Source organism: Arthrobacter sp. DMZ02-1R, assembly GCF_057747935.1.
Window position 1 is genome coordinate 1366383 of record NZ_CM173230.1, and the last position, 25386, is coordinate 1391768.

General features: G+C 62.4%; 25 protein-coding genes. 16 read left to right on the plus strand and 9 right to left on the minus strand.

All coding sequences use genetic code 11. The features are described from left to right. Window positions 1-90: 90 nt before the first annotated feature. The 5 genes from AC3ANQ_RS06655 (at window position 91) to typA (ending at window position 7744) form a co-directional block, all read left to right on the plus strand. Window positions 91-1773, plus strand: coding sequence for a peptide ABC transporter substrate-binding protein (locus tag AC3ANQ_RS06655; RefSeq protein WP_488304359.1), 1683 nt, complete (start codon window positions 91-93; stop codon window positions 1771-1773). Between the two features lie 134 nt (window positions 1774-1907). Then, entirely contained in the window at window positions 1908-2837 is a 930-nt protein-coding gene (locus tag AC3ANQ_RS06660; RefSeq protein ID WP_488304360.1) for an ABC transporter permease, read from the plus strand. Between the two features lie 7 nt (window positions 2838-2844). Next, complete coding sequence (locus AC3ANQ_RS06665) at window positions 2845-3795, plus strand: ABC transporter permease (RefSeq protein ID WP_488304361.1); 951 nt, start codon at window positions 2845-2847, stop codon at window positions 3793-3795. Between the two features lie 11 nt (window positions 3796-3806). Next, the gene (locus tag AC3ANQ_RS06670; protein ID WP_488304362.1) at window positions 3807-5519 is read left to right on the plus strand and encodes a dipeptide ABC transporter ATP-binding protein; all 1713 of its coding nucleotides are present in this window, start codon (window positions 3807-3809) and stop codon (window positions 5517-5519) included. A gap of 296 nt (window positions 5520-5815) precedes the next feature. Continuing rightward, complete coding sequence (gene typA, locus AC3ANQ_RS06675; RefSeq protein ID WP_265977008.1) at window positions 5816-7744, plus strand: translational GTPase TypA; 1929 nt, start codon at window positions 5816-5818, stop codon at window positions 7742-7744. A 334-nt stretch (window positions 7745-8078) separates the two neighbouring features. Here typA and AC3ANQ_RS06680 read toward each other — a convergent pair whose 3' ends face one another. Then, complete coding sequence (locus tag AC3ANQ_RS06680) at window positions 8079-8543, minus strand: hypothetical protein (RefSeq protein WP_488304363.1); 465 nt, start codon at window positions 8541-8543, stop codon at window positions 8079-8081. A gap of 187 nt (window positions 8544-8730) precedes the next feature. Here AC3ANQ_RS06680 and AC3ANQ_RS06685 point away from each other — a divergent pair, with 187 nt between their 5' ends. Further along, window positions 8731-9540 carry a hypothetical protein gene (locus tag AC3ANQ_RS06685; protein ID WP_488304364.1) on the plus strand — a complete coding sequence of 270 codons (810 nt, stop codon included), beginning with the start codon at window positions 8731-8733 and terminating at the stop codon, window positions 9538-9540. A 235-nt stretch (window positions 9541-9775) separates the two neighbouring features. Here the strand turns inward: AC3ANQ_RS06685 and AC3ANQ_RS06690 are convergent, their stop codons facing one another. After that, window positions 9776-10018, minus strand: coding sequence for a putative acetyltransferase (locus tag AC3ANQ_RS06690; protein ID WP_488304365.1), 243 nt, complete (start codon window positions 10016-10018; stop codon window positions 9776-9778). 136 nt (window positions 10019-10154) lie between these two features. Between AC3ANQ_RS06690 and fdxA the strand changes: the two genes are divergently transcribed. The 3 genes from fdxA to AC3ANQ_RS06705 all read left to right on the plus strand — a co-directional run bounded on the left by fdxA (window position 10155) and on the right by AC3ANQ_RS06705 (window position 13159). Continuing rightward, entirely contained in the window at window positions 10155-10481 is a 327-nt protein-coding gene (gene fdxA, locus AC3ANQ_RS06695) for a ferredoxin (RefSeq protein WP_488304366.1), read from the plus strand. A 15-nt stretch (window positions 10482-10496) separates the two neighbouring features. Next, window positions 10497-11645 (plus strand): succinyldiaminopimelate transaminase, encoded by a 1149-nt coding sequence (gene dapC, locus AC3ANQ_RS06700; RefSeq protein WP_488305271.1) that lies wholly within the window; start codon window positions 10497-10499, stop codon window positions 11643-11645. Window positions 11646-11875: 230 nt separating this feature from the next. Beyond that, complete coding sequence (locus AC3ANQ_RS06705) at window positions 11876-13159, plus strand: citrate synthase (RefSeq protein ID WP_488304367.1); 1284 nt, start codon at window positions 11876-11878, stop codon at window positions 13157-13159. A 146-nt stretch (window positions 13160-13305) separates the two neighbouring features. Here AC3ANQ_RS06705 and galE read toward each other — a convergent pair whose 3' ends face one another. Further along, window positions 13306-14319, minus strand: coding sequence for a UDP-glucose 4-epimerase GalE (galE, locus tag AC3ANQ_RS06710; protein ID WP_488304368.1), 1014 nt, complete (start codon window positions 14317-14319; stop codon window positions 13306-13308). A gap of 115 nt (window positions 14320-14434) precedes the next feature. Between galE and AC3ANQ_RS06715 the strand changes: the two genes are divergently transcribed. Beyond that, complete coding sequence (locus AC3ANQ_RS06715) at window positions 14435-15058, plus strand: TetR/AcrR family transcriptional regulator (protein ID WP_488304369.1); 624 nt, start codon at window positions 14435-14437, stop codon at window positions 15056-15058. A 63-nt stretch (window positions 15059-15121) separates the two neighbouring features. Beyond that, the gene (locus AC3ANQ_RS06720; RefSeq protein WP_268021060.1) at window positions 15122-15733 is read left to right on the plus strand and encodes a hypothetical protein; all 612 of its coding nucleotides are present in this window, start codon (window positions 15122-15124) and stop codon (window positions 15731-15733) included. A 38-nt stretch (window positions 15734-15771) separates the two neighbouring features. Here the strand turns inward: AC3ANQ_RS06720 and AC3ANQ_RS06725 are convergent, their stop codons facing one another. Next, on the minus strand, window positions 15772-16611 hold the full coding sequence (locus AC3ANQ_RS06725) for a transglycosylase SLT domain-containing protein (protein WP_488304370.1): 840 nt from the start codon (window positions 16609-16611) through the stop codon (window positions 15772-15774). An 11-nt stretch (window positions 16612-16622) separates the two neighbouring features. Then, window positions 16623-17648: a 2,3,4,5-tetrahydropyridine-2,6-dicarboxylate N-succinyltransferase gene (gene dapD / locus AC3ANQ_RS06730; protein WP_488304371.1), complete on the minus strand. Its 1026-nt coding sequence runs from the start codon at window positions 17646-17648 to the stop codon at window positions 16623-16625. 86 nt (window positions 17649-17734) lie between these two features. Between dapD and dapE the strand changes: the two genes are divergently transcribed. Continuing rightward, window positions 17735-18859, plus strand: a complete 1125-nt coding sequence (dapE, locus tag AC3ANQ_RS06735) for a succinyl-diaminopimelate desuccinylase (protein WP_488304372.1) — start codon at window positions 17735-17737, stop codon at window positions 18857-18859. Between the two features lie 88 nt (window positions 18860-18947). On the opposite strand, the gene AC3ANQ_RS06740 is transcribed toward dapE, so the two are convergent. The 4 genes from AC3ANQ_RS06740 to AC3ANQ_RS06755 all read right to left on the minus strand — a co-directional run bounded on the left by AC3ANQ_RS06740 (window position 18948) and on the right by AC3ANQ_RS06755 (window position 22215). Continuing rightward, on the minus strand, window positions 18948-19802 hold the full coding sequence (locus AC3ANQ_RS06740) for an amino acid ABC transporter permease (protein WP_488304373.1): 855 nt from the start codon (window positions 19800-19802) through the stop codon (window positions 18948-18950). Then, window positions 19799-20446 carry an amino acid ABC transporter permease gene (locus AC3ANQ_RS06745; protein WP_265977027.1) on the minus strand — a complete coding sequence of 216 codons (648 nt, stop codon included), beginning with the start codon at window positions 20444-20446 and terminating at the stop codon, window positions 19799-19801. The genes AC3ANQ_RS06740 and AC3ANQ_RS06745 overlap by 4 nt, the downstream gene beginning before the upstream one ends. Window positions 20447-20508: 62 nt before the next feature. Beyond that, window positions 20509-21408: a glutamate ABC transporter substrate-binding protein gene (locus AC3ANQ_RS06750; RefSeq protein ID WP_488304374.1), complete on the minus strand. Its 900-nt coding sequence runs from the start codon at window positions 21406-21408 to the stop codon at window positions 20509-20511. A gap of 51 nt (window positions 21409-21459) precedes the next feature. Further along, window positions 21460-22215: an amino acid ABC transporter ATP-binding protein gene (locus tag AC3ANQ_RS06755; protein WP_265977029.1), complete on the minus strand. Its 756-nt coding sequence runs from the start codon at window positions 22213-22215 to the stop codon at window positions 21460-21462. A 186-nt stretch (window positions 22216-22401) separates the two neighbouring features. Here AC3ANQ_RS06755 and AC3ANQ_RS06760 point away from each other — a divergent pair, with 186 nt between their 5' ends. The 4 genes from AC3ANQ_RS06760 (at window position 22402) to AC3ANQ_RS06775 (ending at window position 25301) form a co-directional block, all read left to right on the plus strand. Next, a complete protein-coding gene (locus AC3ANQ_RS06760; protein WP_265977030.1) occupies window positions 22402-23250 on the plus strand; it encodes an LOG family protein in 849 nt (282 codons plus the stop codon). 37 nt (window positions 23251-23287) lie between these two features. After that, window positions 23288-23623, plus strand: coding sequence for a DivIVA domain-containing protein (locus AC3ANQ_RS06765; protein WP_488304375.1), 336 nt, complete (start codon window positions 23288-23290; stop codon window positions 23621-23623). Then, window positions 23620-24903, plus strand: a complete 1284-nt coding sequence (locus AC3ANQ_RS06770) for a hypothetical protein (protein WP_488304376.1) — start codon at window positions 23620-23622, stop codon at window positions 24901-24903. Before AC3ANQ_RS06765 ends, AC3ANQ_RS06770 begins: the two co-directional genes overlap by 4 nt. Before the next feature lie 230 nt (window positions 24904-25133). Continuing rightward, window positions 25134-25301, plus strand: coding sequence for a DUF3117 domain-containing protein (locus AC3ANQ_RS06775; RefSeq protein WP_009357720.1), 168 nt, complete (start codon window positions 25134-25136; stop codon window positions 25299-25301). Window positions 25302-25386 lie beyond the last annotated feature (85 nt).

Here is a 25386-nt window from a genome sequence, read left to right on the forward strand (position 1 = left end):
TGTAGGCCGCGTCACAGGATAATTCTGTGCCTGGCCCCGGGGCAGCCATGAGTTGCCCCGACCCATCCCCCTGAATCCATAGGAGGCGGAATGCGTTTTTCGCGCACTTCCAAAGCTCTAGGCTTGCTGGCAGTTGCCGCACTTGCCCTTACCGGATGCGGCAGCGCCGGCTCCGGGAGCAGCGGCCAGGCTGCTGCCGGCGATCCGAACAAAATCATCACCGCATACAGCAATGAACCCCAGCACCCCCTGCTGCCGTCCAACACCAACGAGGTGTATGGCGGCCGCGTCGTTGAACTCCTGTTCGAAGGCCTGCGCAGCTACGACGCCAGCGGAAAGTCCGTGAATGCCCTCGCGGAATCCATTGACACGACTGACGGCCAGAACTACACCATCAAGGTGAAGAAGGGCACCAAGTTCACCAACGGCGAGGAAGTCACCGCCAAGAGCTTCGTTGATGCCTGGAACTTCGCCGCACTGAGCACCAACGCACAGACCAGCAGCAGCTTCTTCGAGTCGATTGACGGCTACGACGCCGTCAGTGCTACCAAGAAGGAAACTGGCGCGGACGGCAAGTCCAAAGACGTTCCTGCCCCCACCGCGCAGGCCATGTCCGGCTTGGTTCTGAAGGACGCCTCGACCTTCACGGTGAAGCTGGCCCAGCCGGAAGCCGACTGGCCATTGCGCCTCGGCTACTCCGCCTTCATGCCTCTTCCGGCCGATGCCCTCAAGGATCCGAAGGCCTTCGGCGAAAACCCCATCGGCAACGGCCCGTACAAGATGGCCGCCAAGGGTGCTTGGCAGCACGACAGCCAGATCGCCCTCGTCAAGAACGCCGACTACCAAGGTCCACGCGTGGCCAAGAACGGTGGCGTGACCTTCAAGTTCTACACCGATCCGGCACCGGCATACACGGACATCCAGGCCAACAACCTTGACGTAACTGACGTCCTGCCGACGAACGCCCTGAAGACCTACACCACGGACTTCCCGGACCACAACCTCAACAAGGCTTTCGCGGGCAACGCAACGCTCAACATCCCGAACTACCTGCCTGAGTTCCAGGGAGACGCCGGCAAGCTCCGCCGCCAGGCCATCTCCATGGCCATCAACCGCGACGAGATCACCAAGGTTGTCTTCAACGGCACCCGTATTCCGGCCAAGGACTTCACGTCTCCCTCCGTTGACGGTTACAACGCCAACGCGGCCGGCTCCGACGTTCTGAAGTTCAACGCCGCGAAGGCGAAGGACCTGTGGGCCAAGGCAGAGGCCCTCAGCCCGTGGCCGGCTGGCAAGGTTCTTCAGCTCGCGTACAACACCGATGGTGGCAACAAGGAATGGATCGACGCAGTTGCCAACAACCTGAAGAACAACCTCGGCATCAAGGCAGAAGGCCAGCCGTTCGCCAAGTTTGCTGAGATCCTGAACCTCCGCAAGGCCAAGACGCTTCCGGGCTTCACCCGCGCAGGCTGGCAGGCAGACTACCCGTCGCTGTTCAACTTCCTCGGCCCGCTGCTGAAGACCGGCGCTAGCGCCAACTACGAGGGCTACAGCAACCCGGAATTCGACAAGCTGCTGACCGAAGGCCTTGCCTCCAAGACCACGGACGACGCGAACAAGAAGTTCACCCAGGCACAGGAAATCCTGTTCAAGGACCTTCCCAACCTGCCCCTGTGGTACCAGGCACGCCAGGCTGTATGGAGCCAGAACGTTACCAACGTTGACTCCGGCTGGAACGGTGTCCTGCTCTACTACAACATCACCGCAAAGTAGTCCTCTGGACTTGTTCCAAGCTCGCTAGTGCATGGGGGTCCGGTCGCAAAACCGGGCCCCTGTGCGCTTGATCCGGCACGAAAGCTGTCCCATATGAATCCCCTTAGTTTCAAGAGCGCCCAGGAAACCTTGCTGTGATCCAGTACATCCTCCGGCGTTTGCTGCAGATCATCCCGGTCTTCTTGGGAACCACCCTGCTTGTGTACTTCATGGTCTTTGCCCTCCCGGGCGACCCCATCCGCGCTTTGTTCGGCGACCGGCCGCCCAGCGAGTCCGTCATTGCCGCACTGCGCCAGCAATACAACCTCGACCAGCCGTTCTGGGTCCAGTACGGACTGTTTCTCAAGAACCTGTTCACCTTCAACCTCGGTGTTGACTTCACCGGTCAACCCATTGCCGCCACCCTTGGCCGCATCTTTCCCGTGACCGCCATGCTCGCCGTTGAGGCCTTGGCTATCCAGGCCGTCTTCGGTGTGGCCTTCGGCCTGATCGCCGGCCTGCGCAAGGGAAAGTTCTTTGACTCCACCGTGCTGGTTGCCTCCCTCGTCGTCATTGCCGTCCCCACCTTCGTGCTGGGCTTCGTGCTTCAGCTCGTCGTCGGCGTGCAGCTCGGCTGGGCCAAGCCCACTGTGGGATCCAACGCGGACTGGGGCACACTGATCCTCCCGGCCACGGTTCTTGGCCTCGTATCCTTTGCCTACGTGCTGCGCCTGACCCGCGCCTCGGTCATCGAAAACATGAACGCCGACTACGTCCGCACGGCAACCGCGAAAGGCCTTTCCCGCCCCCGCGTGGTCCTCGCCCACATCCTGCGAAACTCCATGATCCCCGTGGTCACCTACCTGGGTGCGAACCTCGGTGGCTTGATGGGCGGCGCGATCGTCACCGAAGGCATCTTCAACGTGCCCGGCGTTGGACAGAAGCTCTACCAAGCAGTGATCCGCAGCGAGGGCCCCACCGTCGTTGCCATCGTGAGTGTGCTGGTGCTGGTGTTCGTTGCCGCCAACCTGTTGGTCGACCTCTTGTACGCCTGGCTTGACCCCAGGATTCGCTATGAAAAGTAGATCCGCTATGAAAAGTAACCGTCAAATCGAGCACTACGTTGCCCCCATCGACGGGACACCGCTGCTCGCGACCGATACCCTCAAAGTCGACGCAGCACCCCTGAGCCTCTGGGCAGACGCCTGGCGGAAGCTCCGCCGTCGTCCGCTGTTCATCATCTCCGCGCTCATGATCTTCCTGCTCCTCATCGTCGCGTTCTTCCCTGGCCTGTTCACGCAGACAGCTCCGAACGACAACTGCCAACTGGGCGACTCTCTAGCGGGCCCCTCGGCCGGCCACCCCTTGGGATTCACCTTCCAGGGCTGCGACATCTACTCCCGCGTCATCCACGGCACGCAGGCATCCTTGACCGTCGGCGTCGTCTCGGTCATCTTCGTCCTGATCATCGGCGTCACGCTCGGCGCGCTGGCTGGGTTCTTCGGCGGCTGGGTTGACACCGTCATTGCCCGCATTGGCGACATCTTCTTCGCCCTGCCTTTGGTCCTCGGCGCGCTGGTAGTTACCCAGCTCCCCTTCTTCCGCGAGAACAAGAGCGTCTTCACGGTGGTCATGGTCATCGTGATGCTCGGCTGGCCCCAAATGGCCCGGATCACCCGCGGTGCCGTGATCGAGGTCCGCAACGCCGATTTCGTCACTGCCGCACGCTCGCTAGGCGTCTCCAAGATCGGCACCCTCGTCCGGCACGTGGTTCCGAACGCGCTCGCGCCGATCATCGTCCTGGCCACCATGGAACTGGGTGTCTTCATCGTCACTGAAGCAACGCTCTCCTTCCTTGGTATTGGCCTGCCCGGCAGCATCATGTCCTGGGGTAACGACATTTCCGCGGCGAAGGACACTCTGCGCACCAACCCCGAGGTGCTGATGTTCCCCGCAACCGCACTGTCCATCACGGTCCTGAGCTTCATCATGCTTGGCGACGCGCTGCGTGACGCCCTTGACCCCAAGAGCCGCAAGCGATGAAGGAGGCAATCATGACAACGTCCAACGTCACCATCAACGAGGCCGGAACCGAAGAGCGCCCGCTCCTTGAAATCAGGGACCTCGCCATCTCCTTCCAGACGGCGAGCGGCGAGTTCCAGGCCGTCAAGAACGCCCACCTGACCATCATGCCGGGCGAGACAGTCGCCATCGTGGGAGAGTCCGGTTCGGGAAAGTCGACGACGGCGCTCGCCGCCATCGGTCTCCTGCCCGAGAACGGCCGGGTTTCGGGAGGCCAGATCCTGCTCGACGGCGAGGACATCTCGCACGCCCCGGAACGGCGCATGATCGAGCTGCGTGGCAACACGATCGGCATGGTCCCGCAGGATCCGATGTCCAACCTCAACCCGGTGTGGAAGATCGGCTACCAGGTCCGCGAGACCTTGCGCGCTAACGGCAAGCCCCATGCTCCGGCTGATGTGGCCCGTGTCCTCGGGGAAGCCGGCTTGCCGGACTCGGCGCGGCGCGCCAAGCAATACCCGCACGAATTCTCCGGCGGCATGCGCCAGCGGGCACTGATTGCCATCGGCCTGTCCTGCCAGCCGCGGCTGCTTATTGCCGATGAGCCGACGTCGGCTCTCGACGTGACCGTTCAGCGGCAGATCCTCGATCACCTTGAGACCATGACGGCGGAGCTCGGTACGGCAGTCCTGCTCATCACCCACGATCTCGGCCTCGCGGCTGAACGCGCGGACAAAGTGGTGGTCATGTACCGCGGAAACGTGGTGGAAGCCGGTCCTTCGCTGGAACTGCTCCGCAACCCGCAGCACCCCTACACCCAGCGGCTGGTGGCGTCGGCCCCGTCCTTGGCTTCCCGCAGGATCCAGGCAGCCAAGGCTGAAGGCATCCAAACGGAAGAGCTCCTGGCACCCACTGAAGCTGTGGTTGAAAAGGCGCTCCCAGAGGACGTTCTGAAGGTCGAGGATCTCAGCAAGGTCTTCAAGTTGCGCTCGGGAGTGGGTAGGTCCACGGACTTCACCGCGGTGGACAATGTCTCATTCAACGTCAAACGCGGGACGACGACGGCGATCGTGGGGGAGTCGGGCTCCGGCAAGTCCACTGTGGCTCAGATGGTCCTTAACCTCCTGCCGCCGACGTCGGGCCGGATCGTGTTCGACGGGGTTGACACCTCCACGTTGAACAGCCGCGAGATCTTCAAGTTCCGGCGCCGTGTCCAGCCGATCTTCCAGGACCCGTACGGTTCCCTTGACCCGATGTACAACATCTTCAGGACCATCGAGGAACCGCTCCGGACCCACAAGATCGGTGACAAGATCAGCCGCGAGAAGAAGGTCCGGGAGCTCCTGGACCAAGTGGCGCTGCCGCAGTCCACCATGCAGCGATACCCGAACGAGCTCTCGGGCGGCCAGCGGCAGCGCGTAGCGATCGCCCGGGCCCTGGCGCTGGATCCCGAAGTGATCATCTGCGACGAAGCGGTCTCCGCCTTGGACGTTTTGGTGCAGGCACAGGTGCTGAACCTGCTTGCCGAGCTGCAGTCCAATCTTGGCCTGACCTACCTGTTCATTACGCACGACCTCGCCGTCGTACGGCAGATCGCGGACCATGTCTGCGTGATGCAGAAGGGCAAGCTCGTGGAAACGGGCAGCACAGACAATGTCTTCGATTCGCCGCAGCAGGAGTACACCAAAGCACTCCTCAACGCGATTCCCGGAGCAAGCCTGATGCTGCCGCCCGTGGTGGCCTGACCCGGCTCAGCAACCGTCATTCAACGCCCCGTAAGGCAATCAAGAGGGCCGGTGCCACTTCCCTGAGGGAGGGCGCCGGCCCCGTTTGCTGTTCCGGGGGTTCCCCGGAAGTTTTCCGCGGATTGTGATGAAGAGCACAATTCGGTGGCGTTGGGGGTGATTTTTAGGCCAATAAATACCACAGCGTTTAGACTCTAGGTAGGTGCCCTGTGTCAAAGGGTCTCTTCCGTCGTGCGTTCCGGTTGGAAATGTCGCGATACCACAGCTGACTTCACCACTGAATCGAGCAATAACGCATGTCTGAAACCACCACCAACACTGCGGTAGCCACTGCATCGCGCAGTGACCTGCGCAACGTCGCGATTGTGGCCCACGTTGACCACGGCAAGACCACCCTGGTCGATGCCATGCTCAAGCAGACCAACTCCTTTGCCGAGCACAACCACCTCGAAGACCGCGTCATGGACTCCGGTGACCTGGAGCGCGAAAAGGGCATCACCATCCTGGCCAAGAACACCACCGTGGCCTACAACGGACCGTCCTCCCATGGCGAGACCATCACCATCAACGTGATCGACACCCCTGGCCACGCTGACTTCGGCGGTGAGGTTGAGCGCGGCCTGTCCATGGTTGACGGCGTTGTCCTTCTCGTGGACGCTTCCGAGGGTCCGCTGCCGCAGACCCGCTTTGTGCTCCGCAAGGCCCTTGCCGCGCACCTTCCTGTCATCCTGTTGGTCAACAAGACCGACCGTCCTGACGCCCGCATCGAAGAAGTTGTCCACGAATCCATGGACCTGCTCCTGGGTCTGGCTTCGGACCTCGCGGACGAAGTTCCGGACCTCGACCTGGACAAGATCCTGGAAGTTCCCGTGGTCTACGCTGCAGCCAAGGTCGGCCGCGCCTCCCTGGAACAGCCGGCTGATGGATCGGCGCCGGAGAACGAAGATCTCGAACCCCTGTTCAAGACGATCATCGAGCACATCCCGGCTCCGACCTACAACCCGAATGGTGTCCTGCAGGCGCACGTCACCAACCTGGACGCTTCCCCGTTCCTCGGCCGCCTCGCACTCCTGCGCATCTACAACGGCACCCTCCGCAAGGGCCAGACCGTTGCCTGGGCGCGTGCCAACGGCGAACTGAAGAACGTCAAGATCACCGAGCTCCTGGCCACCAAGGCCTTGGACCGCGTTCCGACCGACTCCGCTGGTCCGGGCGAGATCGTGGCTGTTGCCGGTATCGAGGAAATCACCATTGGTGAGACCCTGACCGATGCCGAGAACCCGCAGCCGCTGCCCCTCATCACGGTGGATGACCCCGCAATCTCCATGACCATCGGTATCAACACCTCTCCGCTGGCCGGCAAGGTCAAGGGCGCCAAGGTCACGGCCCGCCAGGTGAAGGATCGCCTGGACAAGGAACTGATCGGTAACGTCTCCATCAAGGTTCTGCCCACCGAGCGTCCGGATGCTTGGGAAGTCCAGGGCCGTGGCGAGCTTGCGCTGGCCATCCTCGTTGAGCAGATGCGACGTGAAGGCTTCGAACTGACTGTCGGCAAGCCGCAGGTTGTCACCCGGACCATCGACGGCAAGATCCACGAGCCGATGGAACACATGACCATCGACGTTCCCGAAGAGTACCTCGGCGCGGTCACGCAGCTCATGGCCGCTCGCAAGGGCCGCATGACCAACATGGCCAACCACGGTACGGGCTGGTGCCGCATGGAATTCATCGTTCCTGCCCGTGGCCTCATCGGCTTCCGTACCAAGTTCCTCACGGACACGCGTGGCGCCGGCATCGCTTCCTCGATCTCCGAGGGCTACGAGCCGTGGGCCGGCCCCATCGAATACCGCACCAACGGTTCGATGGTTGCCGACCGCGCCGGTGTGGTCACCCCCTTCGCTATGATCAACCTGCAGGAACGCGGCTCCTTCTTTGTGAAGCCCACGTCCGAGGTCTACGAAGGCATGATCGTCGGAGAGAACTCCCGCGCCGACGACATGGACGTCAACATCACCAAGGAAAAGAAGCTCACCAACATGCGTGCCGCTTCCTCCGACACCTTCGAGAACCTGACGCCGCCGCGCGACCTGACCCTCGAAGAGTCCCTCGAATTCGCTCGCGAAGACGAGTGCGTTGAGGTGACCCCGGAGTCCATCCGCATCCGCAAGCTGATCCTGGACGCCAATGAGCGTGCCAAGGCTACGCGCGCCCGCGCCAAAGTCTGATCCAGCGCTGATTGCGTACAAACGCATTGAATAGAGGAGCCACCGGAGCAGTACGCGGCATTGCCGCAGCTGTTCCGGTGGCTCTTTTTGCTGCCCTGGCGGGCACCGCACTGCACCGGCAGTCGGTCCTTTTTGCCGGCGTCGAAGTCTACTGGGGTGCTGCTGCGGCACTGCTCCTGCTCGCCTCGTTGCAGCTCTGGCTGGGCGCTTGGTCGCGGTCTTTGCTCCCGACGGCGGTGGCCGGCATTGGCTGTTATGTGACGGTTGGCCTGCTGTCGGCTGCCGGAACGGGCAAGCAGCTGATCGTCGCAGATGTGCCGGGAAATGTGTGGGTCTATGGAAGCGCGGGAGTGACTTTTGTGACGCTCTTGTGGTGCCGGCGATACAGGCGTCCGCCGCGCGGCTGACTAGTCCGCGCCTGATCCCGGTGGTGGGCGATCAAGAGCGAAGTGGCCACGCCGTCGTCGTCCGCCGGAAGGCGCATGTATTCCTCGACGACTGCCCGCAGCTTGCCCATCATTTCCTGTTGGCGCGCGGCGTTGAACTTCACGCCAAGCCGCCAGACCTCGATATCCTCAGAGGCGAGTCCCCGGGTTTCCTGGACGAATGTTTCGATCGGGACAGGGGAAATATCGTCGACGGGAGTGCTCCACGAGGTGCGGGTGGCGATGTACGGCACCTCGCTCTGGATCGGCTTGGCCGGGAGCATCGTTTGCGTGGCACCAGTGTTGTTCTCGCCGCCTAGGGGAATGCGCAGGCTGCCTGACGGCGTGCACGGCGCCTGACCTCCTTGGGACATGCCCCACCTTGGCTCGCAGCACTGGACATAATGGCATCATGCGCATTACTTGGCGCATCCGCTGCGCATGCTCAGCGGAGATGAAGGCACATGTCCAACGTTTGATTTCAAGATTGGACTGGAAGTTCTCCACATAGCCTATGTTTGCGCTTCCGGGCCCGCGCCTTCCGCCGGGACGATTGGGCGCATGGTGAACATCAATGAAGTCATTTCAGCGTACGACGGCGTGGCGCGGGCTAAGCATCTCGCTGCGGCCCGGGTGTCGCATTTCCAGCTGAAGTCCGCGTTGGCGACCGGGCGGATTCTCCGCGTGGCCCGAGGGGTCTATGCGGTGCCAGGTGCCGATCCCGGCTTGGTCGCCATCCGGTCCCTTCCTGCGGAGCCGGGCTGCATTTCCGCGGCCGGGCTGTCCGGGCTGTGGGTCATGGATGCCCCTCAATTTCCCCACGTGGCAGTCCCTCACAGCCGAAAGTACAAGGGCTTCGTCTGCCATAGATCCGCGGCCCCGCCCACTTTGATGGATTCAGTCGTCCAGGCGCTGCGGTGCCTGCCGGATCTGGACGGCTTGGTCATTGCCGAATCGGCTGTGGCTCTTGGCAGGCTACCGCTCACGGCCATCAGGATGAGGCTGAGGGGACGGAACGATGCACGGGAGCGGAGGCTTGTGTCACGGATCGTTCCCCAGTCACAGTCGATCATTGAGTGCATCGCCAGGTACCTCCTGCGCGAAGCAGGCTTCCACGTTGAATCACAAGTGAACATTCCGGGCATGGGGCATCTGGACCTGATGGTGGACGGAAGGCTGGGGATTGAGACCGACGGAGCAGGTTTCCACATGGACAAGCCGAGCTTCGAAGAGGACCGCCGTCGGTGGAATGTCACCACCAGGCTGGGTGTGCCCACCTTGGTTGTGAGCTATTCGATGGTGAAGAACCGGCCTCGGGAATTTGTGGGCCTGGTCCGGGACACTCTGAGGTCTCTCGACCGAGCCGCGTGACCTCCGCGTAGGCCAACATTCCGCCTGTGCCCGAAGGGACATGCCCCTCGCTGCTCATCAGGAACGGACATGTCCCTCGCCCGGGCCTGCGCTGCCGCGGGACATGCTCTGCCCTGAGAGCCAGGAATGGGCATATTGGCACTATGTCCAGTGGTTCGAGCAAGCAGGGGGCATGTCCAGGGGTTCGAGCAAGCAGGGGGCATGTCCGGTGGGTGGGGGAGACGTGGGAGCGGGCCTACTGCGGGGCGGGGCGGGGGTTACGGCGCGGAGGCGGAGGCGGGACTTCTTTTGCTGCGACCACAAGGGCCAGAGGGATCTCGACGTCGGACTGGCGGGTGCGGATGGTGCACGCGCCATCGGTGACGGAGAGCAAGTAGCCAAGGGCATCAGTGAAGCCGTTGTCCAGCCGGTATCGGACAACCACCCGTGTTCCGGAGGCGGTGTTGAGCAGGAAATCCTGGGGCCGGGGCGAATTCACTAGTTCATAGTAGGACGCCCGGCTAGGTTGGCGAGTTCACGCTGGTGGATAATAGGCTCAGAATTCGATTTACCGGCCACCGGGCCGGTGGTACTACCCGGATACTGTCCGGGACAACTGTGGAGAGGCAAGGGACGTGACCTACGTAATCGCGCAGCCGTGTGTGGACGTCAAGGACAAGGCATGTATTGAAGAATGCCCTGTTGACTGCATCTACGAAGGCAAACGTTCCCTCTATATCCACCCGGATGAGTGCGTGGACTGCGGTGCTTGCGAACCCGTGTGCCCGGTGGAAGCGATCTACTACGAGGACGACACCCCGGAGGAATGGGCGGACTACTACAAGGCCAACGTCGAATTCTTCGACGATCTCGGGTCCCCGGGTGGAGCTGCCAAGATTGGCAACACTGGCAAGGACCACCCGTTCATCGCCGCGCTGCCTCCTCAGAACCAAGACCACTAAGAACGGTTGCTTCCTTTGATTTCTGCGGCCCCCGCCTTTGGCCTTAACCTGCCCGACTACCCTTGGGAAGCAATGGCGCCGTACGTGGCCAAGGCTGCAGAACACCCGGGCGGGGTGGTCAATCTCTCGATCGGCACTCCCGTGGATCCCACGCCGGAGCTTGTTCGCGAGGCCCTCGCCGGGGCAGCCGATGCTCATGGGTACCCGACTGTCCACGGCACGGAAGCTCTTCGCGAGGCTGTGTCCACCTGGTTCGCCACCCGACGTGGAGTCCCCGGGATTGACCCCCGGGACGTTCTGCCCACGGTCGGCTCCAAGGAACTGGTAGCCTGGCTGCCGTTCCTGCTGGGACTCAGCGCAGGCGACGTCGTCGTCCGCCCCACTGTGGCCTACCCGACGTACGACATCGGCGCCATGCTCGCCGGGGCCACCGCGGTCGCGGCTGACAGTCTGGACGAACTGGACGCCGCCACCCGTGCCAGGGTCCGGCTTGTCTGGATCAACTCCCCGGGGAACCCCACCGGCAGCGTTCGCGACGTCGAATCCCTCAGGCAGATCGTGGCCCAGGCCCGCGAGATCGGCGCGGTGGTGGCTTCTGACGAATGCTATGCCGAACTCGGTTGGGGCGAATGGGATGCCCAGCGCGGTGGCGAAGCGGTGCCCAGCATCCTTGATCCGCGTGTTACGGGTGGATCCACCGACGGCCTGTTGTGTGTCTATTCGCTCAGCAAGCAGTCGAACCTCGCCGGCTACCGGGCCGCCTTCGTGGCCGGAGACTCGTCGATCGTGGCGAATCTGGTCAACAGCCGCAAGCACGCAGGCATGATCGTGCCTTACCCGGTCCAGGAAGCCATGCGCATCGCGCTCGGCGATGCCGGCCACGTGCTGGCCCAAAAAGATCGCTACCGCGGCCGCCGTGAACGCCTCCTGCCAGCACTGCAGAACTTCGGACTGGAGATCCACGAGTCCAAAGCGGGCCTGTACTTGTGGTCCACCGCAGGGGAGGCGACGTGGGACACCGTGCAGCGTTTCGCTGACCTCGGCATCGTCGTCGGGCCCGGAGTGTTCTATGGAGACGCCGGCAACGGTTTCATCCGGGTGGCGCTCACCGGCACCGATGAACGCATCGACGCCGCTGTGGAACGCTTGAACACTGCACGGTAACAATGATGTGACTTGCCGCACAGCGCGCGTCATTCCGCTAGTAACCGTAGCTTGTGGATTAGTTTGTCCCGCTTACTGGCGGTAGCTTTTAACTGACTATCAATGGTGGCTTTCTCCACGAAGGCGGTCCAGCCGATGGTGTCTGCACCTGCAGGCTCCCGGCTGGAGTCACCAGATGTTGGTTGGATCAAGCTTTCGACCGAGGCCAAGAGCCTCATGAAGGGGACTCCATGACTGAGACCACCAGTGCTACCCTGCGCCATGCCGGCGGAGAGCTCGAGCTCCCGCGGATCAAGGTTGTAGAAGGGAACGAAGGATACGACGTTTCCAAGCTGCTGAAGCAGACGGGCGCCGTCGCCTATGACCCCGGCTTCATGAACACCGCCGCCACCACGTCGGCAATCACCTACATCGATGGCGACGCCGGTATCCTGCGCTACCGCGGCTACCCGATCGAGCAGCTTGCCCAGCACTCCAGCTTCCTGGAAGTTTCCTACCTGCTGATCTACGGCAACCTGCCCACGCCCACTGAGCTGGATGCCTTTGACCAGCGCATCCGCCACCACACGCTGCTCCACGAAGAGCTCAAAGGCTTCTTCGGCGGATTCCCGCGTGACGCACACCCGATGCCTGTCTTGTCCTCGGCCGTCTCGGCGCTGTCCACGTTCTACCAGGACTCCTTGGACCCGTTCAACCCGGAGCACGTGGAAGTTTCCACCATCCGCCTCATGGCGAAGCTCCCGGTCATCGCGGCCTACGCCCACAAGAAGTCCATCGGCCAGCCCATGCTGTACCCGGACAACTCCATGAACCTGGTGGAGAACTTCCTGCGCTTGAGCTTCGGCTTGCCGGCGGAGCAGTACGAGCTGGACCCCGTCGTGGTCAAGGCGCTCGACCTCCTGCTCATCCTGCACGCAGACCACGAGCAAAACTGCTCGACGTCGACCGTCCGCCTGGTGGGCTCCTCGAACGCGAACCTGTTTGCTTCCGTTTCCGCAGGCATCAACGCCCTCTTCGGTCCCGCCCACGGTGGCGCCAACGAGGCCGTGCTGAAGATGCTGCGCCAGATCCAAGCCGATGGCGTCAAGCCCGAGGACTACATGGAGAAGGTCAAGAACAAGGAAGACGGCGTCCGCCTGATGGGCTTCGGGCACCGGGTCTACAAGAACTACGACCCCCGCGCGAAGATCATCAAGGCGACGGCACACGAGATCCTGGGCAAGCTCGGCGGCAACGACGAACTCCTGGACATCGCCATGCGCCTTGAAGAGAAGGCCCTGGGAGACGATTACTTCATCCAGCGCAAGCTCTACCCGAACGTGGACTTCTACACGGGCCTCATCTACAAGGCCATGGGCTTCCCGGAGAAGATGTTTACCGTCCTGTTCGCGATCGGACGTCTCCCCGGCTGGATCGCCCAGTGGCGCGAAATGATCAACGACCCCCAGACGAAGATCGGCCGTCCGCGGCAGCTCTACACAGGGGAACCGGAACGCAACTACCCGGCGGTCTAGTTCCAACCGGCTCCCAGGCCTCGCAAGCTCGGCCCGGGTCCCTCGCCGGTGTGGGCCCTGCCAACGCGGGGTCACTTACAGCCAGTCCCTGGGGACATCATGGGCCGTAAGTGACCCCGCGTTGCCGTAAGTGACCCCGCGTTGCTCTAGGAGCTGTAGCCGAGGGGGTTGTTCTTCTGCCAGCGCCAGTGGTCTTCGCACATTTGGTCCACGGTCTTCGTGGTGGACCAGCTGAGGTCCGCCAAGGCCGAGGAAGCGTCGGCCCAGAACGCAGGCAGGTCTCCGGCGCGGCGTCCCGTGATCTCGTAGGGCAGCGGGTGGCCCACGGCCTGTTCGAAGGCGTGGAGCATCTCCAGCACGGATGTGCCCTTCCCTGAGCCGAGGTTCCAGCGATGCACGCCCGGACGGGCCGCAACATAGTCCAGTGCGGCGACGTGGCCATCCGCGAGGTCGACGACGTGGATGTAGTCCCGTAGGCAGGTGCCGTCCGGGGTGTCGTAGTCTCCACCAAAGACCATGAGTTTTTCGCGGCGGCCGACTGCCACCTGGGCGATATACGGAACCAGATTGTTCGGGATGCCCTGCGGGTCCTCGCCGATCCTGCCTGAAGGGTGTGCGCCGACGGGGTTGAAGTAGCGCAGCAAGGCGATGTGCCAGCGCTCGTCCGCGGCGCCGAGGTCCGTAAGGATGTCCTCGATCTGCTCCTTGGTGCGGCCATAGGGGTTGTTGGCCCCGATCTCCATCTTTTCAACGTAGGGAATGGGGTTGTGCTCCCCGTACACGGTTGCCGAGGAACTGAAGACGATGGAGCGGACCCCATGCTTGTCCATGGCCCGGAGCAGGTTCAGCGTGCCCACGATGTTGTTGTAGTAGTAGTTCAGGGGTTCCTGGACCGATTCGCCAACGGCTTTGAGGCCGGCGAAGTGGATCACCGCATCGATGCTGTGCTGATCGAACACCGACTCAAGCGCGGCCTCATCAACGAGATCCACCTGATGGAACGCTGCCGTCTTGCCTGCAAGTTCACCAACGCGGCGCAGGGATTCTTCGCTTGAGTTCACGAGGTTGTCCACCACGACTACTTCGTGTCCGGTTTCCAATAGTGACAGGACGGTGTGTGATCCGATGTAGCCGGTGCCACCCGTGACAAGAATTCTCATGAAAGTAACGCTAGCCGAAATTGATGCGTGCTCGCTGAGTGTTGCGTAGGACACAGTCCCGCATTCACCGTGTGCCGGACGGCATGGTTCAAGCACATTTGTGCTAAAAAGATCTGTGCCCAAGATTGTCGATGCCGAAGCCCGGCGCCAGGAAGTAGTCGAAGCGGTTTTCAGGATCATCGCGTCTGATGGCCTTGAACGTGCCTCCTTGCGGGAAGTCGCTGATGAGGCAGGCCTCGCCGTTGGTTCCGTCCGCCACTACTTTGCCAGCAGCGATGAACTACTGGTCCATTCCTTCGCTGTGGTCATTGACAGGATCGCCACACGGCTCGAGGAGGCGTTCGCCGTCGTCGAATCCCTGGACCAAGCCTCGGCGGAACACGACGATGCCGTGTTAACCCTGCTGGGTCAATTCCTGCCGCTTGACGAGGAATCGGCCGTGGACGCCTGCGTGTGGATGGCGTTTCGCCACGCGGCCCGGATCAGGCCCGTACTCGAGGAAGAAGCCGCACGGAGCCACCGTGCCGTGGCCGCCGTCGTCGGGCGTTTGGTCATGCGTTTGATGCCCGACGCCGGGGCCGGCCAGGAACTTCTGGTGACGGAGGCCGAACGCCTCCTGGCCACTCTGGACGGGCTGTGCATGCATGCCCTGTTGCAGCCCGAGTGGATGACGTTCGAGGTCTGCCGAGACGTCCTGAGCGCGCATCTTGACTCCCTTGTCGTCCCGTCCAACCGTTAACGTCAAGGCTCATCGGGAATAGACTGGAACCCTGAGCGGGCACCTGCCAAGGGAGGCAATCGGATGCATGACACAGGCGGTCAGGGGTGGCGGATCACAATGGACACCTCCGGACCGATGCTCATTGCCTTGTATCTGAGAGACGTTGCTGGACTGGACGGAGCCGGGACGCCGACGCTGTCCCACGCCACACCTAAAGTCAGACACGCGGATCACACGCACCTCACGGCCGAAGTAGGCGGTGTGCAGGCACTCAAGACGGAGTGGGAGGCCTGGTGGGAGCAACTGCTGAGGGCATATCCGGACGCCGCGCCGGAACTTTCACCGCCAGGGTTCAACGCATTCGGCAACTCGCCTGCCCTCCGCCGGGTGCTGCAGGCCCACTTCGGTGCTGCCCTGAGTTGGGCGGGTGAACGCCTGGAAGAGTACGAGAAGCTTGAGGCCGAACGCGAAGCCAGCGGCGCCACGCTGCTCCTGGGGGACCTGGTGGAGGACCGTTTGCTGGAAGTCGGCCGGAGCTCACGGGACTTCCAGCTGACAATCATCGAATTGCCCCTCAACGAGCCAAGGGCGTGGTATCTGGAACCTGACAAGATGATCATGAGCCACCGGCTTTTGTCCGAGCCTGAGGTTTTCCGCAGCTATGTCCAGCCGGTGGTTGAACTCCTGGTCTGACGTAGGGCGCCGTCTCCAGGTGCCGCCCAACCCTGGGACTACGTTTTCGGAGCGGAAACCGTGATGGTCATGGGTGCCGACGTTGCAGAATCCTGCCAGCCTTTGCGGTCCTGCCTGTTCCAGGTTGCTCCCGCGACATCCACCTGCGTCACTGAGAGGGCTTTGGCATTTGCCACCGCCCACTGAGCCACAGCCCACGCTTGCGCACCAGTAATGTTCAGCTGGACCGTGCGGCCCTGGGCCACTACCGGCAGCGCGCCGAATGCCGTTGTCATGGCCTCCACCACAGCGTTCGGATCACCGGCGTTGTCCGCGGCTCGGAGCGTGCAGTCCAAGGCCCTTTCGGAATGTCCGGTCAGCGCCGACGCGTAGGCTCGGCCCATCGCTTCCTGCTGCGCGTAGGCCTGGGGGTAGGCGGAATGCTGGACCGCCTGAGCTGCCTCGGTGATCGCCATGGTTTCGTAGCCGGGTATCTTCACCAAGTGGTCATAGAAAGCGTTTGTCGCGTACACGGGGTCCATGACCTGGGCCTCAGTGCCCCAGCCCTGGGACGGACGCTGCTGGAAGAGGCCCTTCGAATCCGGGCCGACCTCGTCGCCATGGCCGATGTTGCGAAGCTTGGACTCCTGCATGGCCGTGGCGACGGCAATGGTGGCAGCTCGGGGAGGCAGCCCTCGCTGCGCGGAGATGGCCGTGATGAGGGCGGCATTCGCCGCTTGGTCCGTGGCCAACTCGTATGAATCTGAGCCGACGACGGCGATGCAGCGCTCCGTAACCAAGGTTTCGGAGCGCTGCAGTACAGTCACCACGGCGTAGAAGGCGCCAGCAACCAGGGCGAGGGCCAGCAACAAGATGATGGTGCGTCGGAGACGGCGCATCCAGTTATCAGCTAGTTTGCGTGGAGGGCTTCATTGAGTTCCACCGTCTGGCCCTTGCGGGGGAGGACCTCCACTTCGCCGGTGGTGGAGTTGCGCCGGAACAGCAGGTTCGGCACGCCGGAGAGCTCTACAGCCTTGATGATGCTGCTGGTGTCCTCGCCGTTGGCGTCCTTCGGACCGGGGATACGCACGCGGGTTCCGGCCGTGACGTAGAGACCGGCTTCAACCACGGAGTCGTCGCCGATGCTGATGCCCACGCCGGAGTTCGCGCCCAGGAGCACGCGCTCACCCAGCGCGATCTTTTCCTTGCCGCCACCGGAGAGGGTCCCCATGATGGAGGCGCCGCCGCCGACATCGGTGCCGTCGCCGGCAACGACGCCTGCCGAGATGCGGCCTTCCACCATCGAGGTGCCGAGCGTGCCGGCGTTGAAGTTCACGAAGCCCTCGTGCATGACCGTTGTGCCTTCGGAGAGGTAGGCCCCCAGGCGGACGCGGTCGGCGTCGGCGATCCTGACACCGGTAGGAATGACGTAGTCCACCATGCGGGGGAACTTGTCCACTCCGTAGACCGTGACTGCGCCGCGCTTGCGCAGGCGGGCACGGGTCAATTCAAAGCCGTTCACGGCGGCGGGGCCGAAGTTTGTCCATACAACGTTGGGGAGCTTGCCGAAGATGCCGTCCAGATTGATGCTGTTGGGCTTGACCAAGCGGTGCGAAAGCAAGTGCAGGCGCAGGTAGGCGTCAACGGTGTCCGCGGGCGCCTCGTCGAGGTTGATCTGGGCGAAGACCACCTTCTGTTCGGTCCCGCGATCGGCGTCGTGGCTATCGGCTGCAAGTGCGGTCAGCGATTCGTCTGCGTGCTCCACGGTACGCAGGGATTCAGCCGCGACGCCCAGGTCCGGTGCCGGAAACCACACGTCCAGCACTGTCGCTTCTCCGCCGTCGGAGGTGGCGATGGTGGCCAGGCCAAAGCCAAAGGCGGAACGGGGGTTTGCGGAAGCGCTATCGAGCGCGGCAGAGGCAGCGGTTTCAGTCATGGCGCAAGTCTATCGAGAGCCGCTGGTTCCCTTGAAACCGTGTGTGGACCAAAGGGGTCGCAATTCGCTCGGGATACAGTGGACAGGTGACCGTCGAAACTACTCCGATTCTTCTTGACATCCGGCAAGACGTCGCGGTGCTGACCGCCGCGCTCATGGACATCAACAGCGTGTCCGGCAAGGAAGCCGCGCTGGCAGACGCCGTCGAATCCGCCCTCCGCGCGATCCCCGGCCTGCAGCTCGTGCGCGACGGCGACGCCATCATTGCCCGGACCGAACTGGGACGCCCGGAGCGGGTGATCCTGGCCGGCCACCTCGATACCGTGCCGTTGCCCACTGTGGAAGGCTCACTCGGCACCGTGCCCTCCACCTGGGAGACCGGCGTCCCGGGCACCGGAATCCTGTATGGACGCGGGGCCACGGACATGAAGGGTGGAGTCGCAGTGCAGCTTGCGCTCGCCGCAACCATGTTCGACGGCGGTGCCGAGCCAGGCAAGGACGTCACGTTCGTCTTCTATGACCATGAGGAAGTGGAAGCGGTCAAGAGCGGCTTGGGCCGATTGGTCCGGAACCACGGCCGGCTCCTGGAGGGTGACTTCGCGATCCTGCTTGAACCGACCGACGGCACGGTGGAAGGCGGTTGCAACGGCACCAGCCGCTTCGAAGCCACCACCGTGGGGGAGGCGGCCCATTCGGCCCGGGCGTGGATGGGCAGCAATGCGATCCACGCTGCCGCACCCATCCTGAGCCGTTTGGCAGCGTACGAACCGCGGACGGTCAACGTGGACGGTCTCGACTACCGGGAAAGCCTCAACGCCGTGAAGATCAACGGCGGTACCGCGGGCAATGTGATCCCGGATCGCTGCGTGGTGGAGATCAACTACCGCTTCGCCCCGGACAAGACCCCGGACCAGGCAGAAGCCCATGTCCGCGAACTGTTGGAGGGCTTCGACGTCGTCCGGACCGATGCCGCCGCTGGAGCGCGGCCCGGCCTCAACCACCCAGCCGCCGCGTCCTTTGTTGCTGCCGTCGGCGCTGAGCCCAAACCCAAATACGGTTGGACCGACGTCGCGCGCTTCAGTGAGCTGGGCGTCCCCGCCGTCAACTTCGGCCCGGGCGATCCTTTGCTGGCCCATAAGGACAACGAACACGTCGACGCCGACGCCATCCGTGAGTGCCTCCGCGCGCTGCGGTCGTGGCTGGCTGACTGACTCCCCAAGAAACATGGAGGGTCCGCAAGCTGTCGCTTGCGGACCCTCCATGTCTTGGCTGCCGATGAAAGCGGCCATGGCTCTGCTGTTAGCCCTCGATTGCCACAATTTCGGACTTGGCGACCTTCACAACTTTGATGTTGCGGCGCATTCGTCCTTCAAGCCACTTGGCGATTCCAGCCAGGATCAAGCACATACCCACGTACAGCACACCAGCGATGATCGCGGACGGAATGATGGGTGAACCGTATTGGGCCTGGCTTCCGAAGTACTTGGCCTGGAAGAGGATCTCGTTGTAGGTCACGATGAAGCCCAACGCGGTGTCCTTAAGAATGACCACGAGCTGGGAAATGATCACCGGGAGCATCGAACGGACCGCCTGGGGCAGCAGGATGTTCGTCATGACCGCGCTCTTGGGCAAACCGATGGCATACCCCGCCTCGCTTTGTCCGCGGGGGAGCGATTCGATGCCGGCACGGAAGACTTCAGCCAGAACCGATCCGTTGTAGAGCACCAGGCCTGAAACGACTGCCGTGAAGGGAGTGATCCCCTGGACGCCGAGCGGAGGAAGTCCGTAGTAAAAGATCATCATCAGGATCAGCAACGGAATGGCCCGGAAGAGTTCCGTGAACCCATAGCAGGGCAAGCTGATCCACTTGCGGTCGGAGAGCCTGCCGAAGGCCAGGAAAACACCCAGGACCAGGCTGAAGACGGCTGCTGTGGCAAAAGCCGAAAGCGTGGCCCCGACTGACTGGACGATGGTCTGCTGCACCAACGGGAAGGTGAACAACTGCCACTTCTTCGCGTCGAACTGCCCGCTCTGGGCGAAGCGGAGTGCAACGAATCCGACGATGGCGATGATGACCAAAGCAGTCACGACACCGAGAATGCGGTAGCGTGCGCGGGCTTTTGGCCCCGGGGCGTCAAAGAGGACTGAGCTCATCGGGCCACCTTCCATTTCTTTTCAAGCTTCCGCTGCACAAAGGAAAGGATGAAGACGAGTAGAACAAAGACCAGGGCGATCCAGAGGAGCCCGGCCATGGCTGGTTCGCCGCGCTCGGACAGGTTTGATCGAATGGCTCCTGCCTCGAAGACCGAGAAGCCTGCAGCGACGGTGGTGTTCTTGAGCAATGCAATGAAAACGCTGAACATAGGCGGGATCACGGCGCGGAAAGCCTGGGGGAGGATCACCAGCGTCAGGGTTTGCGTGAACGGTAGGCCGATTGCGCGGGCGGCTTCGGCCTGGCCCACGGGCACGGTATTAATGCCGGAGCGTACGGCTTCCGCCACGTAAGTAGCGGTGTACAGGCTCAGGCCGATGGTTGCCGCGGTCATGAAATCAATTTCCACGAGCCCGAGCTTCGGGTAGCCAAGGGCGAAGAAAAACAAGACCAAAGTCAGTGGGGTGTTGCGCACGACGTTGATGTACAACGTGGCAGCAGCCCGCATTGCCGGGATGGGGGAAACACGCAGCGTTGCCACCACGGTGCCCAGGATCAGGGCAAAGAACCCGGAGATGAAGAAAAGTATGAGGGTGTTCCGGAACCCTGTGATGAACAGGTCCGAATTATTCAGCAGCGTATTCACAGAATGGTCGCTTTCGGCCGATATTTGAGGGGGCGGCCGTTCGCCGCCCCCTCAACATGGGTTTAGTAGTTGTCCACTGCGGGTTGGGTGACCTTGGTGCCGGACTGTCCCAGGGTGGAGTCGTAGATCTTCTGCCACACCGAGCCGCCATCGGTGAACATCTTGTTCACGAACTTGCGAAGAGCGGCGTCGCCCTTCTTCACGCCCACACCATACTTCTCAACGGTGAAAGGCTGGCCAACCACCTTGAGGTTGTCCGGGTCCTGGGAGGCGTAGCCGATCAGGATTGCCTGGTCGGTAGTGACGGCGTCAACCTGGCCACTCTTGAGGGCCTCGACACACTGTGAATAGGTGTCGAACTCGGTGGTCTTGGTACCCGGGAAGTTTGCCTTGATGTTCTGGATGGGGGTTGAGCCCGTTGCCGAACACACGTTCTTTCCGGACAGGTCCTTCTCACTGTTGATTGAGGTGCTGCTCTTCTTGACGAGGAGGCCCTGGCCGGTCACGAAGTAGGGTCCTGCGAAGTCGATCAGCTGCTTGCGTTTGTCGGTGATGGAGTATGTCCCGACGTAGTAGTCGATGTCGCCGTTGGTAATCGCGGACTCGCGGTTGGCAGAAGGGATTGGCTTGTATTCGATCTTGTCCTTGGAGAAACCAAGGGATGCGGCAATCCACTGGGCAATCTGAATATCAAAACCGCTGTACTCACCGGTTGCGGCATCCTTGAATCCCAGGCCGGGCTGGTCCTGTTTGACGCCGATCCTGATCTTTCCGTTCGCCTTGATCGTGTCGAACGTGGGGCTGCCCGAAATTGACACGTTCTGAGCAACTGTGAAAGGCGCGGACTCGCTGCTTGGTGCGGTGGTGCCGCCTCCGCCGCCGCCGCATGCGGCCAGGGAAAGGGCGAGCGCTGCACTTGCAGCGACCAGGAGAGATTTCCTCCGGTTAATAAAAGCCTTCATTGGCGTTCCTTTCATTGTGCGGCCGCCCCTGCGGCCCGGGTGCGGTGCGTGCTAGTGGGTCAGGAGTTTGGAGAGGAAGTCTTTGGCGCGGTTGCTCTGGGGATTAGTGAAGAACTCCTCGGGTTTGGCGTCCTCCACGATCTGGCCGTCCGCCATGAAGACCACGCGGTCTGCCGCCTTGCGGGCAAAGCCCATCTCGTGGGTGACCACGATCATGGTCATGCCTTCCTTCGCGAGCTGGACCATGACGTCCAGGACCTCGTTGATCATTTCCGGGTCCAAAGCGGAAGTCGGCTCGTCGAATAGCATGACCTTCGGCTTCATGGCCAGCGCCCGGGCAATTGCCACGCGCTGCTGCTGGCCGCCGGAGAGCTGTGCGGGCATCTTGGGTGCTTGTTGCCCGACGCCGACCCGTTCCAACAACGCCATGGCGTCCTTGTCTGCGGTTGCCTTGTCCAGTTTCTTGACCTTGATCGGCCCCAGCGTGACGTTTTCGAGAATCGTCTTGTGGGCAAACAGGTTGAAGGACTGGAAAACCATCCCGACGTCGGCACGGAGGACCGCAAGTTCCTTGCCTTCCTCCGGAAGCTTCTTGCCGTCGATCGAGATCTCGCCGGTGTCGATGGTCTCCAACCGGTTGATGGCTCGGCACAGCGTCGACTTGCCTGAGCCCGATGGCCCGATCACAACGACAACCTCACCTTTTTTGACTTGGAGGTTGATGTCCTTGAGGACGTGCAGTTGACCATAGTGCTTGTTGACGCCATTCAGGGAGACGAGGGCATCGCTGGAGGCTTGAATAGTCATAGGACGAATCTAGCGAAGAAATGACGCAAGATGAGACAGCTCACATCAACTTCCGTAGATCGTGATTCAACAGATACCTGACTCGCAGGTGGCGGACAGCAAATGGTGCAACTCCCTGGGCAACACCTAAAACAACAGGGCTACACCGGGACAGCAGCGGCCCCGCATCCGCGCTAGCCTATGTCAATGAGTACCAGCCAGCCCCAGGTTCCGAGTCCAGACGCTAATGGCAAAGCGACGAGCAACGGATCGGCAGCGTCAGCCGCCGTTGCCGCAGATGCGCCAGCCAAGCACAAAGGCCCCTTGGAGCTTCGGCGCAAACAGGCCGCAATGCCGATGTCGGACCAGCGGCTCCTGGACACACGGGGAGCCGACCACTTCATTCACACGGACCCGTGGCGGGTACTGCGCATCCAGAGCGAGTTCGTTGAAGGCTTCGGTGCTCTCGCGGAGCTTGGGCCGGCCGTCAGCGTCTTCGGCTCCGCCCGCACCAAGCCGGGCACAGGCTATTACGATATGGGCGTGCAGGTTGGCCGTCACCTTGCCGAAGCCGGCGTCGCCGTCATCACCGGGGGAGGCCCGGGATCCATGGAAGCCGCCAACCGGGGTGCCGTGGAAGGCAACGGGGTTTCCGTTGGCTTGGGCATCGAACTGCCCTTTGAACAAGGCCTGAACCGCTGGGTGGACCTTGGCATCAACTTCAGGTACTTCTTTGCCCGCAAGACCATGTTCGTCAAGTACGCACAAGGGTTCATCGTCTTGCCGGGCGGTCTGGGAACCCTGGACGAACTGTTTGAAGCCATGGTTTTGGTGCAGACCCGCAAAGTGACATCGTTCCCCATCGTCCTGCTGGGAGTCGACTTCTGGAGCCCCATGATCGAATGGATCAAGGGGACTTTGGTGGCCGAAGGCATGGTCTCCGCGAAGGACCTGGACCTCATCCAACTCGTGGACGATCCCGCGGACGCCGTCCACCGTGTCCTGCACGGTGTCCCGCGGCCACCTTCGACCAACGGCGATCAGCGCCCGGAGTAACGTTGCCAGCAGTCAGCTCTCAGGTGAGTCTGGCACGATGGTTGTTGTGAGCTTCTTTCTGGTCTTTCTCGCGATCGCCGTGGTCGGCGCCGTGTTGTTCCTCGGCGCTGGAATGGCCCGGTCCAGCCGCAACGCCGGTGCCGGTTTGGATGAACCCGTGCCGAACTTGCCGCCGGTGCTGCTCCCGGCCGGAGCCAGGGCGTCCGACGTCGACCGCGTGCGTTTTGCGCTCGGCCTGCGGGGCTACCGGATGGACCAAGTGGATGAAGTCCTCGACGAGCTGAGGGATCAGTTGACCGCCCAGCAGACGGAAATCGAAGGGCTGAAACGGGCCCTTGAAGCAGCCGGGAACCCGGAAGATCCGAAAGCGTGACCCAGTCGCTCGAAACGCGCACACCGCTGCGACGGCTGGGCCGGGTCGCAGCCCACGCTGCGAGTTGGCCGTGGTGGGTCCAGACCACACTCGTGTACGTCGCCGCGAGACTTGTGAGCGCTTGTATTTTCATGGCTGCCGCATTGCAGCAAGGCGTCAATCCGTGGTTCCCGCCCGCGCCCGACTACTGGAACTTCATCACTATCTGGGATGGGCGTTGGTACGCGGAAGCGGCGAACAACGGCTATCCCTCGGTTCTGCCGCTGAACGCGAGTGGAAATGTCGCCGAAAACTCGTGGGCGTTCTATCCCCTGTTCCCCTACCTCGGCAGGGCACTCGGTGCCCTCACCGGCTTGGCGACCCTGCCGGCATTGACTGCCCTTGCCCTGGCAGCCGGGCTTGGGGCGGCCGCGGTCGTTTACAAATTGTTCCAGCACTACACCGGGCGCCGCACGGCGCTTTGGGCAGTGGTCTTCTTCTCGACCTTCCCCGTCTCGCCAGTCCTGCAGGTCCCCTACGCGGAATCCCTCAATATCCTGCTGCTGGCGGGATCGCTTCTGCTTGTGGTGCGCCGCAAGTACCTCGCAGCGACGCCCGTTGTTCTGCTCATGTGCCTGTCGCGGCCCACAGGCGTGCCCTTCGCGGCCATGGCGGGGCTGCTTCTGCTCCACCACCTCTGGAAAAGGTTTGGGCGCAGACCAGGGCCAGCCACGGCGCCCATGGTTCCGGCCGCCAGGTCTGTTGACACTGCCCTGCCGGCTCCTACGCTCCGGGAACTCGCATCGCTTGGAGCACTGTTGGTGGTCAGCGCGGCGGGGGCCTTGGCTTGGCCGGCCATTGCCTGGGCAGTCACGGGGGATCCGCTGGCGTACACCAAGACCGAAACCGTGTGGCGCGGGGACCACCTTGTCCCGTTCAAACCTTGGTTCGACACCGGACAAATGCTCTTCGGGCCAGTCCTCGGGATTCTGGCGCCGTTAGTGTTCGCGGGGCTTTTTGCCATGCTTATGTTCAGCGAGCCCGTCCGGGCTTTGGGTACTGAGCTCCGGCTGTGGTGCACGTGCTACATGGGTTATCTTCTGGTTTTCCTGCACCCTCAGACGAGTACCTTCCGGATGCTCCTCCCTCTGTTCCCCTTGGCGCTCAGTGCAGCCTGGTTGTCCCGTTCCAAGGCTTACCGCGGCACGGTGGTGGTCATGTTTTTCCTGCTCCAGATCGTCTGGATTGTCTGGCTGTGGGCGTGGGCACCCCTGCCGGGCGGTGGCGACTATCCACCGTGATGCCGAGCGTCCTTTGGCCTGTACAAGCGTGATCACGGCCCGCCGGGAAAAGTCCATCAATTAGCTACGGACGGGTAATTACGAGATAATGGACACAAGCAAGGACAAAAAGCACCCTCGGGTGCTCGGCGACGACGACTGAACTGCCATGACTGTCGACGCCGTACATTCCACGCGAGCCAGCCCGGCCGGGTTGGCGGGATTTGGGACAACTGGAGGGGATTTTCCTAATGGCGGCTATGAAACCACGTACTGGCGACGGCCCTATGGAAGTAACCAAAGAGGGCCGCAGCCTGATCATGCGTGTGCCGCTCGAAGGCGGAGGACGGCTTGTGGTCGAGCTCAACGCAGCAGAAGCGGCGAACCTCAAGGAATGCCTCGTAGGCGTTACCGAATAGATTCAATGGGCAGGGCCCGGCAGAAGAGCCGGCGCCCTGCTTCCATGTTTAAGGCGGAACGCGAACAGTTCGTGAATCGCCCGGC